Genomic DNA, 11117 nt, shown 5'->3' on the forward strand with positions numbered 1-11117 from the left:
GGGCCGCACTTCATTATATGTCGGATGTGGACGGATGCTCATCAGCGTATAGCTGTGACTTCGATTTCTACAAGCACGTTTTTGGGCAGAGTCTTGACTGCGACAGCCGAACGGGCCGGATAGGGGGCCTTGAACGTGTCGGCATACACCTCGTTCATGGCGGTGAAATCGCCCATATCGGCGAGGAATACGGTGGTCTTTACCACATTGTCCAGCGACAGGCCTGCCGCATCGAGTATGGCTGCTACGTTGGCGAGCGAGCGGCGTGTCTGTGCAGTGATTCCCTCGGGGATGTCACCGGTGGCCGGATCGATGGGTATCTGGCCGGATGCGAACACCATGTTGCCAGCCTCGATGGCCTGACTGTATGGGCCTATGGCACCGGGGGCATTTGTGGTGGAGATTGCTTTCTTCATATTGTAGCTATTTTGGGGTATTGTGGTTTATAGATGGTGACAAAAAAGTGTTATCCGCATTTCGAGGTGCCGCATGAAGTGCATATGAGGCATCCTTCCTGATATATCAGTGTTTCGTTCCCGCAGTTGGGGCATTTCTGTCCGCTCGCTTTGGTTCCGTTGGGAAGGTACTTCTTCAGAGCACGTTCGACGCCCATCTTCCAGGTATTGATTGACTGGCTGTCGAGTTCGAGTCCGCTCACGAGCTTCAGTACCTGATCGATAGGCATGCCGTAGCGTAGCACACCGGAAATCAGTTTGGCATAGTTCCAGTATTCAGGATTGAACTTGTCGCTCAAGCCTTCGATGGTTGTCTTGTAGCCTCGCTTGTTGATGAAGCGGAAGTCGTAGCGCTTGTTGCCGTGCTCGTCAAGCGCCTTGATTATCTTGCCTTTAGTGACGCTTTTTGGGCAGAAGATTCCGTCCTCGTCATCGGCCAGTCCGGTAAATATCTCGTAGGGGTGTCCGTCGACGAGGCCTACGAATGCAATCCATTTTTCCTTGTTGTTCTGGAAACGGATCACATCTGCGTCAAGTTCGATCGGACGCTTGGCGACGTGCGGCGCATTGGTCACCATCGGCGATACTTCCGCAGGCTGTGCCTTCTTGGAGATGGACACAAGTACGCCCGAGCGTGAGCCGTCGCGGTAGACCGTACATCCCTTGCATCCTGCGCGCCAGGCCTCGACATACAGTTGTCCTACAAGCTCCTCACTCACGTCGGCGGGGAGGTTGATGGTCACGGATATTGAGTGGTCGACCCATTTCTGGACGCGGCCTTGCATGCGTACTTTCTCGAGCCAGTCGACGTCATTGGCGGTGGCCCGGAAGTAAGGCGACTTTTCTACGAGTGCGTCGAGTTCATCCTGAGTGTAGTTGTCGCGGCGTTCTATGCCTACTGTTTCCATCCAGTCGATGAATTTAGGATGGTACACGATATACTCCTCGAAAGCATCACCGACATCATCCACGTAGTCCACGCGCACCTCCGGATCGTTTGGGTTTACTTTGCGGCGACGCTTGTATACCGGCATGAACACCGGCTCGATGCCGGAAGTGGTACGGGTCATCAGCGACGTGGTTCCTGTAGGGGCTATGGTGAGGCATGCGATGTTGCGTCGGCCATACTTCTTCATCTCTTCATACAGATCTGGATCTGCCTCGGCAAGACGGAGAATGTAGGGGTTGGCTGCCTCGCGTCCGGCATCATACACCTCGAATGCGCCGCGCTCCTTGGCCAGTTCGACCGACGACCTGTAGGCGGCAAGCGCAAGTGTGCGGTGTACCTTTTCTGAGAAATCGGTGGCTTCAGGAGTGCCGTAGCGTAGTCCGAGAGCTGCGAGCATATCACCTTCTCCTGTAGTACCTACGCCGGTACGACGTCCTTTAAGAGTCTTTTCCCTGATTTTTTCCCAAAGGTGTCGTTCCGTGCCTTTTACTTCCTCGCTCTCGGGATCGGAATCTATTTTGGCAAGTATTTTATCTATTTTTTCTGCTTCAAGGTCAATGATGTCATCCATCACCCTCTGGGCTTTTGCCACGTGCTCGCGGAAGAGGTAGAAGTCAAACTCTGCGCGGTCGGTGAATGGGTGTTTGACGTAGCTGTAGAGATTTATGGCGAGAAGGCGGCAGCTGTCGTAGGGGCAGAGGGGTATTTCTCCGCATGGATTTGTGGAGATGGTGCGGAATCCGAGGTCGGCGTAGCAGTCGGGCACAGACTCTCTGGAAATAGTGTCCCAGAAGAGCACTCCCGGTTCTGCCGACTGCCAGGCATTGTGCACGATTTTGCGCCATAGTGCCGCGGCATCGATTTCCTTCGTGATTTCCGGATTGGCGGCGGTGACGGGAAATTGCTGCATGTAAGGCTTGCCCTCGGTGGCGGCGCGCATGAAGTCATCGTCGATGCGCACGCTCACATTTGCACCTGTCACTTTCCCTTCGGTCATCTTGGCGTCGATAAATGCCTCGCTGTCAGGATGCTTTATGCTCACCGACATCATAAGTGCGCCGCGACGTCCGTCCTGGGCCACCTCACGGGTGGAGTTGGAGTAGCGTTCCATGAATGGTACCAGTCCTGTAGAGGTGAGTGCCGAGTTTTTCACCGGTGTTCCTTTGGGGCGCAGGTGGCTGAGGTCGTGCCCCACGCCTCCGCGACGTTTCATGAGCTGCACCTGCTCCTCGTCGATGCGTAGTATGCCTCCATAGCTGTCCGACTCGCCGTCAAGGCCTATTACGAAACAATTGCTCAAAGATGCCACCTGATAGTTGTTTCCTATGCCGGTCATGGGGCTTCCCTGCGGCACGAGATAGCGGAATCGGTCGAGAAGTGCGAATATTTCCTCATGGCTCATCGGGTTGGGGTAGGTGCTTTCCACTCGGGCCACCTCGGCGGCTATGCGGTGGTGCATATCCTCGGGCGTCTTTTCGTACAAGTTGCCGAATGAATCCTTAAGCGCATACTTCGTAACCCATACTCGCGCGGCCAGCTCGTCGCCGTTGAAATACTGCAGCGTTGCTTCCTGCGCCTCGTCAAATGAATATGTCTTTTTTTCGTCCACGGTTGGTGTGATATTATTGTAATATGATAGCGTATATCGGAATGTGATTTTCCGTCTGCCCCGGCGCATACACGTAATCGCACGAAAAAGGAAGCCGTAGCCTCAAGTGGCGAGCGACTTCTTTTCTCATGTGCGTTTTTTAGCGTCGGAATTAAGACAGGTATTCTCTAAGAATTACTTTGCAAAATTCAGCAATATTTTCATTCTTGCCAAAAAGTTTTATCGAGAATTTCGCTATTGTAGATAAGTTTTCCGAAACCGAATTTAAAGTATTTGATTGATAGGATATTGCCTGTTGGGGATGGTGTCGGAAGTTGTCCGTTTTGCAAATCGATGTTGATAATCCGAGTTGTCAACATGCTTAATCGACCGATGTCGATAACTTCCATTGACGGTTATGTCTTATGTCGTTATACTACAGATACACGAAAAAATTTAAGAGAATTTCGTTAGTTTTATTGAGATTGAGTATATTCGCATAAACTTTTGAGACATGGATCTGGACAATATTGATAAATATTTCGCATCGCGCGCTACGGTGCGCTCATATACGGAGAGAGAAGTTGAACCGTCGTTGTTGACACGTTTGATAGAGCTTGCCTCACATGCGCCCACTACCGGCAACATGCAGCTCTATTCTGTGGTAGTGACGCGCTCGCGTGCCGACCGAGAGGCGCTTGCCCCGGCTCATTTCGGACAGCCGCAGGTCACATCCGGAGCCGGGGTGGTGCTTACGTTCTGCGTTGATATAAACCGTTTCCATCATTGGTGTCGCATCAACGGCACGGAGGCTGGATTTGACAATTCGCAGGCGTTGATGTACGGTGTGCTCGACTGTGCGCTGTTCGCCCAGCAGTTCAACACTCTCGCCGAGATGCATGGTCTCGGATGCTGCTATCTCGGGACGACGCTGTTTACCGCTCCGCAGATTGCCGAGACCCTGCATTTGCCGGCGCGCGTCATTCCGTTGGTGACTCTGACGGTAGGATATCCCGCCGCTCCTGCGGAAGTGTCGGACAGGCTTCCGGTGGAGGGGATTGTGCATGAAGGCGCATATGCAGACTATACTGATGCGGCAATACGCAATCTGTATGCTTCTAAAGAGGGACGTTCCGACAGTGCCGCATTCATCAAGGAGAACAATAAGGAGACTCTTGCGCAGGTGTATGCGGAAGTACGTTATCCAAGAGGAATGAATGAGCAGTTTTCAAAAGTGCTCGATGATTTCCTCGACTCCACCTTGTTTAATGCCGGCGATACCCTCTGAACAATGGAACAGGAGTTCGCATCAGTATTGCTCGAAAATGCAGTGACACAGCTGTCGCGTCTGCCGGGCATAGGACGCAAGACGGCCTTGCGTCTGGCTCTCCACCTACTGCGTCAGGATGAACAGACCGGTGTCGATCTGGGGCAATCCATCATCGACCTGCGACGCGGTATTTCATACTGTACGTGCTGCCACAATATATCCGAGCAACAGCTCTGTCCCATATGCTCCGACCCTATGCGCGACACTTCGACTGTGTGCGTGGTCGAGAGCGTGAAAGATGTGATGAGTTTCGAGCGCACGGGGCAATACCGTGGGTTATACCATGTGCTCGGGGGGCTGATTTCCCCGATGGACGGCATCGGGCCGGACGCCTTGCAGATACGTTCGTTGGTGGAACGTGTGAAGAATGGCGGAATCAAGGAGGTGATACTTGCCTTGAGTGCTACTATGGAAGGGGAGACTACAAATTTCTACATATTCCGTCGGTTGGGTGATATTCCCGTAAAGATCACGCAGCTTGCCCGCGGAGTGTCGGTTGGCAATGAAATCGAATATACCGACGAGGTGACTCTCGGCCGATCTCTCATCAACCGCACTCTTTTCACTGATTCTTTCTCAAAACGATAGTCATTTAAAGATAGTACTAATCCATTAAGAATATGGCACAATTACTCAATGACGGCGTGGTAGCTTTGCGCGCCATCGAACCTACAGACCTCGACATCCTTACCGCATGGGAAAACGACACATCACTTTGGGAGCTTGGATGCACTCTCGCTCCATATTCCCGCAAACGTCTGTGGGACTATATAGAGAACTATCAGCCTGACATATATATCGCCAGACAGTTGCGCCTTATGGCTGTTGATACCTCTACCGGTACCCCCGTGGGGACACTTGATTTTTACGATTTCGACCCTCATAACAGGCGTGCCGGCGTAGGCGTGCTCGTGGATCGCGACTGGCAGGGGAAGGGTTATGGGAAACGTATGCTCGAACTTGGTGCAGACTATGCAGGGCGTTTCATAGGCATGCATCAGTTGTGGGCGATAATACCGATCGACAACGTGCGCAGCCAGGCGCTTTTCCGCGAGGCCGGTTTCGACACCTGCGGGCGTTTGCGCTCCTGGTTGCGACGTGACCGCAGCTATGTGGATGCCTATGCTTTCCAGCGCCTTTTCGAGTCATGATGCTGTGGTGGCGAATACCGGTCGTATCTCTTGGTGTAGCGTTGGGGGCTTTCGTGGCTTATCCTGCCTCAGACGGCGATAACCTTCCTTCACATTCCTCTTTGGCGGGATACACGGTTTGTCAGGTCGACACTGCTGACCTGTGGGCGATACCCCACGTCTCGGCTGCGCATGTGCGTACAGAGCCGCGCCACGGTGCGGAGATGTCGACGCAGGCTCTTATGGGCTGGCCAGTGAGGGTGCTCGCGCGCATTCCCTCCGGATGGAGTCATGTCGAGTTGCCGGACGGGTATCGCGGCTATATCATTGACAATTCCCTCACGTTTGTCGCTGCCGATAGTCTCGGCGTGTGGCTTGATGCTCCGCGCATGATTGCGATGAATGTCCTTCCGCTGATGGCCTGTGATTCTGCCGGCAATGCCGTGGCCGACATTGTTCAAGGTGACATAGCGGTAGCAGTGTCGTGTGATAATGCTACCATGCTGATGAAACTTCCAGACGGTCGACGTGCACTTATTCCGAAAGAGGCATGTGTGCCTGTGGAAACGTGGGAGCGGCATAGCTCAGACGCTACACGGATCGTAGACACGGCACGTGCGCTCATGGGTGTTCCATACCTGTGGGGCGGTCTTACGGCGAAAGGGATGGATTGTTCGGGACTTACGCGTCTTGCTTATCTCGCCGAGGGGATCATGCTTCCGCGCGATGCGTCGCAGCAGGCGCTTGTCGGCCGGGAGGTCGACCGGGATTCGGTGGCTTGTGCCGACCTGATATTCTTCGCCTCTGAAAAGACAGGACGAATCAACCATGTCGCTCTATATGTCGGTCAAGATACTATGATTGAGTCAGCGGGACGTGTGCGTCTCTCTACTGTGCCATGGCAACGTGTCGCCACAATCCGCCGCGTCCTTCCGTGATTCGTTATTTTTAGGGCATGCACAATATTTAATGAAAATGCGGTGAAATAGGAATTAAAAATGTAAATTTGCGGTCGATAGCTTAAATATTGTTCAAGGCATCATGCTGTCTTGAGCACGCTCTTAACCAAAATCGATTGTTCGTCCTCATGAATAAGACCGAACTTGTGGCCAAGGTGGCCGAACGTACCGGATTGGCGCGCGCAGATGTACGTGCTGTAGTCGATAGCTGCCTTGATACGATAATTGATACTCTGGAGTCTGACGGAAAAGTCTCTTTGGCCGGTTTCGGCACATTTTCCGTGTCGGAGAAAAAGCCGCGTCAGGGCTATAATCCGCATACCGGTGAACTGATCGAGATACCGGCAAGAAGAGCTGTGCGATTTAAGGCCGGGGTAACAGTAGACGACCGCATACGATGAATAATCCTGAATCTGTTGCCAAATGTCATGAATACAAATCATATCACACATAAATAAAAATTATCCGTTATGAAAAAAATCTCACTTATTATCGCTTCTGTAATGGTTGCCATTGCTTTTGCCATGCCTGCATCAGCTCAATTGCGCATCGGTCCGAAAGTCGGCATCTGTGTCAACGAACTACATTTCAACAAGTCTTTGGGGTCAAGTGACAACCGCACCGGTTTCACCGGAGGCGTTATGCTTGATGGCCGCATCCCTCTGCTCGGTTTCGCATTCGACGCCTCGCTTATGTACGTGCGTCGCGATGCCGGAAAGGAAGTCCACAATGACTATATTGCCATACCTGTCAACCTCAAGTATCGTTTTGGTTTCCCGGTAATCAGCCGCATTGTTGTCCCGTTCCTTACCACAGGTCCGGAGTGGGCATATATGGTAGATCATTCCAAAATCGAATTAGGCAAGGAGAACAAGTCGAATTTCTCATGGAACTTCGGGCTTGGTGTTGAGCTGCTGAGCCACGTTCAGGTTGCCGCAAGCTATGGCCTTGGACTGAGCAAGACTTATGAGTCGGGTGAGGTCAATGGCAAGAACCGTTTCTGGACTGTTACAGCTGCCTATCTCTTCTGATATAAACAATTATCTTTCAATCAACAGGCCCTGTGTCAGCTCGCTGACACAGGGCCTGTTGATTGAAAGGGGTTGACTATAGGATTAATATTATTCTGCAAGACCGGCATCAGCGATGGAGGAGATGAGCGCGGGGAGTGTTGTGGCCGGTGTCGCTGCGGAATCGATGCGCACGAGGGATGTTATAACCCTCAGGGCATCGTAGGCGTCATTAAGCGCGGCACACTCCGGGTTGGCTCGCCCCGTGGCGTAGTAGTAATGATAAAGCAACGATCCGAGCATGCCGGTGGCAGAAGCCACGGCATCGCGGCGCGTGTCGTCGGGGATAGTGAGATTGAGCAATTGCTCGAGTGCGTTCCAAGCCGACAATGTGCACATCATGCGGGGCTCGGCATCTGTGTCGGCCGTAGAAGTGTGTGCGAGCGCACGGAGAGCCGTGTTGAGCGCCGGCTTGAGCCTGCCGGCGGCAATCTGCGACTCCGATAGCGCGCAAGACGCGACAAGAAGGTCGCATGCGTTGGCCGGAGAAGCGTCGCGTTGCCATTGGGATATGGCATCCGCGGTGATCTCATCGGCGAGCTGCATTGCCTCGAAAGCCTGCCGGCGGAGGAGCATTTCATAGACCTCTTTCGCCGCCGACTGTACCGGCGTTTCTTGCGTCATGATTGTGATTTTACATTGTCGAGACGTGTTTTTATCTCGGAGAATATTGATTCGATTTCGCCCGATCCGGGTATCGCATGATATTTGCCCTCTTCCTTATAGTAGTTTCGAAGTGGCGAGGTCTGCGAATGATACACGTCAAGACGCTGTTTGATGGTGTCGAGGTTGTCATCGCTGCGCCCCGACATCTGCCCGCGTTTTAGCAGGCGGTCGACCAGCTCATTGTCGTCGACTTCCAGTCCGACTACGGCATGCACTTTCGACCCGCGGTGTGCAAGCATTTCTTTCAGTGCCTTTGCCTGGGGAATGGTGCGGGGGAATCCGTCGAATATCACACCCTTGTCGGCTTCCGGAGTGTTGTCAAGTACATCTTCCAATACCTTTATCATAAGGTCGTCAGGAATGAGATGTCCCTGCGAGATATAGCTGTCGGCCACTTTCCCGAGTTCGGTTCCTCTTGCTATGTGGTCGCGCAACACTTCTCCTGTCGATATATGATACAGTCCGTATTCCTCGATCAGTTTGTCGCTCTGGGTGCCTTTCCCGCTTCCGGGCGCACCGAATATCACTATGTTGAACATGATTATCTCAAATGAATTGATGAATATATAAATGAATAATAGGCAATCAAAAGTGGCGTGTACAAGCGGACACGCATTCATCCATACCGCTAATCAGTGACGGTTATTCCTGGGTGGAAAGCTTATCCTCGTCGCAGATCACGTATATGTCGCGGAGATTGCGTGCAAGCCCGTCGAGGTCAAGTCCGAATCCGATGATGAATTTTGTGGGTATTTCAAAGCCCACATAGTCAGGCACTACACCACATAGTTGTGCCTGAGGCTTGTAAAGGAGTGTGGCAACCTTGACCGATGCCGGATTCCTGGCCTGGAGGTCCTTGATCAGATTACTGATAGTATGACCTGTGTCGACGATATCCTCTACAATTATCACGTGGCGTCCCTCTATGTTCTCCGTCAGTCCAAGGAGTTGCTTCACGTTTCCGGTAGTAGAGGTCCCTTCATAGCTTTTAAGGCGAATGAAGGCGATTTCGGCATCTATGCCAAGTGAGCGGAAAAGATCGGATGCGAATGGAAACGCGCCTGTGAGCACGCATAGTATCAAGGGGCATTTACCGGAGTATTCATGTCCGATTTCCTCGCCGATTTCCGCTATGCGTCGCTGTATCGTTTCATATTTTATATAGGGCCGGAAATTAAGGCCGTTATATGTCACTGTATTCATCGTGGTAATGATAGTTTCGACAAAATTAGTGAAAAATCGCGTGTCGCTAAAGATGTTTATGTGAAATTTTGAAAGTGACGTCTAAAAGCCATCATGAGAGGGCGCGTTGTCGGGAGAAGTAATCGTGCTGTATAATAAAGACAAGGCTGCGGAGGTGGCGATGGAGATTATCTCCTCGCGGGATCCGGAGAACATGAACAGTCCAGAGCGTATTGTGTCATGGTATCGTGCGGCGATCCATACGGTTCCTACCGGTTTTCCCGGAACAGCGCCCCCCGGGCCTGCTATGCCGGATGTGGCAACGCTACAGTCGGTGTCGCACACGCGGCATGCACCTTCTGCCATCTGCTCTACGACTTGACGGCTTACCGCTCCATGTTCGGCGAGCGTTTTTTCCCTTACTCCGAGCACCATGTGCTTGACTTCGTTGCTGTAGGAGACGATTCCTCCCTTGAAAATTTCGGAACTGCCAGGAATCAGAGTGATGTTGTGGGCGATGTTGCCTCCGGTGCAGCTTTCGGCCGTAGACAGTGTAAGATGCTTTTCGGCCAGCAGTGAGAATATCTCACGCGCCCCTTTGACAGGGATGGGGAGGCCATCTTTTTGTGTGAGGGAATTTTTCATACCGTTACGCGGGCATATGGAGCGGCGTCCATTTCACAGAAATCGCCGTCAAGATATTTGAAATAACCGGCAATCGCTACCATGGCGGCATTGTCAGTGGTGAATGCACGCTCCGGAATAAATGGGGTTAGGCCATGCTTGGAACAGTAATCGGAAATGGCACTCCGTACTCCGGAGTTGGCCGATACCCCACCGCCTATGGCTATTGTCGTTACACCGGTCTGTTTCACGGCTTTGTCGAGCTTATCGAGCAGTATGGCTATTATTGTCTCCTGGAGCGATGCGGCGAGATCCGCCTTATTCTTGTCGATAAACTCAGGATCGACCTTCACGTTGTCGCGAAGAGTGTAAAGAAACGATGTCTTGAGTCCGCTGAAACTGTAGTCGAGGCCGGGGATATGAGGTTTCGCGAATTTGAAGCGTTTTGAATCGCCTTCGGCTGCCAGACGGTCTATATGCGGTCCTCCCGGGTAGGGGAGTCCCATGACTTTCGCGCATTTGTCGAACGCCTCGCCTGCGGCATCGTCGATAGTCTGGCCGAGCACCTGCATATCGCGCGGGCTTCTGACGAGTATCAGCTGTGAATTTCCTCCTGATATCAGGAGGCAGAGATATGGAAATCCCGGAATCGTGTCCGACACCTCGCGGCGTATGAAGTGGCTGAGCACGTGGCCGTGGAGGTGGTTTACATCAACTATCGGACACCCGAGTCCTATGGCCATCCCTTTGGCGAAAGACGTGCCTACCAACAGGGAACCGAGCAATCCCGGCCCTCTGGTGAAAGCTATGGCAGAAATGTCGGAGGGGGCTATCCCCGCGCGCTTTATCGCCGTGTCGACAACGGGCACGATGTTCTGTTGATGTGCGCGTGATGCGAGTTCCGGAACGACCCCGCCATATTCTTCATGCACCTTCTGGCTGGCGATGACATTGCTGAGGAGTATTCCGTCGCGTATCACGGCGGCTGAGGTGTCATCGCAAGATGATTCGATTCCAAGTATTGTTACAGACATGTTCGCTCAAATTTTTCTAATGCAAATTTAGGAAATTTATGACTTCCTCGCGACATTTTTTTCATGTGCTGATAAGATTTCGTAATTTTGCGATATAGTTGGACAGATCAGAAAACGGTCGTGACAGGGC

Annotated in this window: 13 protein-coding genes; 6 read left to right on the top strand and 7 right to left on the bottom strand. The window is 52.3% G+C overall.

The window, feature by feature from the left end; translation table 11 throughout:
- Positions 1-41: 41 nt before the first annotated feature.
- Positions 42-416, bottom strand: coding sequence for a RidA family protein (locus tag QZ303_RS05630; protein WP_295730345.1), 375 nt, complete (start codon positions 414-416; stop codon positions 42-44).
- Between the two features lie 50 nt (positions 417-466).
- Entirely contained in the window at positions 467-3013 is a 2547-nt protein-coding gene (locus QZ303_RS05635) for an adenosylcobalamin-dependent ribonucleoside-diphosphate reductase (protein WP_295730347.1), read from the bottom strand.
- Between the two features lie 493 nt (positions 3014-3506).
- On the opposite strand from QZ303_RS05635, the gene QZ303_RS05640 reads away from it, so the two are divergent.
- The 6 genes from QZ303_RS05640 to QZ303_RS05665 all read left to right on the top strand — a co-directional run bounded on the left by QZ303_RS05640 (position 3507) and on the right by QZ303_RS05665 (position 7442).
- On the top strand, positions 3507-4280 hold the full coding sequence (locus QZ303_RS05640) for a nitroreductase family protein (RefSeq protein ID WP_295730350.1): 774 nt from the start codon (positions 3507-3509) through the stop codon (positions 4278-4280).
- Between the two features lie 3 nt (positions 4281-4283).
- Positions 4284-4910, top strand: a complete 627-nt coding sequence (gene recR / locus QZ303_RS05645; protein ID WP_295730353.1) for a recombination mediator RecR — start codon at positions 4284-4286, stop codon at positions 4908-4910.
- Between the two features lie 32 nt (positions 4911-4942).
- Entirely contained in the window at positions 4943-5473 is a 531-nt protein-coding gene (locus QZ303_RS05650; RefSeq protein ID WP_295730355.1) for a GNAT family N-acetyltransferase, read from the top strand.
- Positions 5470-6390, top strand: coding sequence for a C40 family peptidase (locus QZ303_RS05655; protein WP_295730358.1), 921 nt, complete (start codon positions 5470-5472; stop codon positions 6388-6390). Before QZ303_RS05650 ends, QZ303_RS05655 begins: the two co-directional genes overlap by 4 nt.
- Positions 6391-6539: 149 nt before the next feature.
- Entirely contained in the window at positions 6540-6812 is a 273-nt protein-coding gene (locus tag QZ303_RS05660; RefSeq protein ID WP_295730360.1) for an HU family DNA-binding protein, read from the top strand.
- Positions 6813-6881: 69 nt separating this feature from the next.
- Positions 6882-7442, top strand: a complete 561-nt coding sequence (locus tag QZ303_RS05665; protein WP_295730363.1) for a porin family protein — start codon at positions 6882-6884, stop codon at positions 7440-7442.
- 90 nt (positions 7443-7532) lie between these two features.
- On the opposite strand, the gene QZ303_RS05670 is transcribed toward QZ303_RS05665, so the two are convergent.
- The 5 genes from QZ303_RS05670 to tsaD form a co-directional block, all read right to left on the bottom strand.
- Complete coding sequence (locus QZ303_RS05670; protein WP_295730366.1) at positions 7533-8105, bottom strand: hypothetical protein; 573 nt, start codon at positions 8103-8105, stop codon at positions 7533-7535.
- Entirely contained in the window at positions 8102-8686 is a 585-nt protein-coding gene (locus QZ303_RS05675) for an adenylate kinase (protein ID WP_295730368.1), read from the bottom strand. The genes QZ303_RS05670 and QZ303_RS05675 overlap by 4 nt, the downstream gene beginning before the upstream one ends.
- A 103-nt stretch (positions 8687-8789) precedes the next feature.
- Positions 8790-9350, bottom strand: coding sequence for a hypoxanthine phosphoribosyltransferase (gene hpt / locus QZ303_RS05680; RefSeq protein ID WP_295730371.1), 561 nt, complete (start codon positions 9348-9350; stop codon positions 8790-8792).
- An 81-nt stretch (positions 9351-9431) separates the two neighbouring features.
- The gene (locus QZ303_RS05685; protein WP_295730373.1) at positions 9432-9974 is read right to left on the bottom strand and encodes a CinA family protein; all 543 of its coding nucleotides are present in this window, start codon (positions 9972-9974) and stop codon (positions 9432-9434) included.
- Positions 9971-10987, bottom strand: coding sequence for a tRNA (adenosine(37)-N6)-threonylcarbamoyltransferase complex transferase subunit TsaD (tsaD, locus tag QZ303_RS05690; protein WP_295730376.1), 1017 nt, complete (start codon positions 10985-10987; stop codon positions 9971-9973). The genes QZ303_RS05685 and tsaD overlap by 4 nt, the downstream gene beginning before the upstream one ends.
- Between the last annotated feature and the right edge of the window lie 130 nt (positions 10988-11117).

Origin of the sequence: uncultured Muribaculum sp., assembly GCF_910583865.1 — a bacterium.
Taxonomy (GTDB): Bacteria; Bacteroidota; Bacteroidia; order Bacteroidales; family Muribaculaceae; genus Muribaculum.

Coding starts and splice junctions, on each gene's coding strand:
- QZ303_RS05630 (WP_295730345.1), bottom strand. CDS start 416: ATGAAGAAAGCAATCTCCACCACAAATGCCCCCGGTGCCATAGGCCCA.
- QZ303_RS05640 (WP_295730350.1), top strand. CDS start 3,507: ATGGATCTGGACAATATTGATAAATATTTCGCATCGCGCGCTACGGTG.
- recR (WP_295730353.1), top strand. CDS start 4,284: ATGGAACAGGAGTTCGCATCAGTATTGCTCGAAAATGCAGTGACACAG.
- QZ303_RS05650 (WP_295730355.1), top strand. CDS start 4,943: ATGGCACAATTACTCAATGACGGCGTGGTAGCTTTGCGCGCCATCGAA.
- QZ303_RS05655 (WP_295730358.1), top strand. CDS start 5,470: ATGATGCTGTGGTGGCGAATACCGGTCGTATCTCTTGGTGTAGCGTTG.
- QZ303_RS05660 (WP_295730360.1), top strand. CDS start 6,540: ATGAATAAGACCGAACTTGTGGCCAAGGTGGCCGAACGTACCGGATTG.
- QZ303_RS05665 (WP_295730363.1), top strand. CDS start 6,882: ATGAAAAAAATCTCACTTATTATCGCTTCTGTAATGGTTGCCATTGCT.
- QZ303_RS05670 (WP_295730366.1), bottom strand. CDS start 8,105: ATGACGCAAGAAACGCCGGTACAGTCGGCGGCGAAAGAGGTCTATGAA.
- QZ303_RS05675 (WP_295730368.1), bottom strand. CDS start 8,686: ATGTTCAACATAGTGATATTCGGTGCGCCCGGAAGCGGGAAAGGCACC.
- hpt (WP_295730371.1), bottom strand. CDS start 9,350: ATGAATACAGTGACATATAACGGCCTTAATTTCCGGCCCTATATAAAA.
- QZ303_RS05685 (WP_295730373.1), bottom strand. CDS start 9,974: ATGAAAAATTCCCTCACACAAAAAGATGGCCTCCCCATCCCTGTCAAA.
- tsaD (WP_295730376.1), bottom strand. CDS start 10,987: ATGTCTGTAACAATACTTGGAATCGAATCATCTTGCGATGACACCTCA.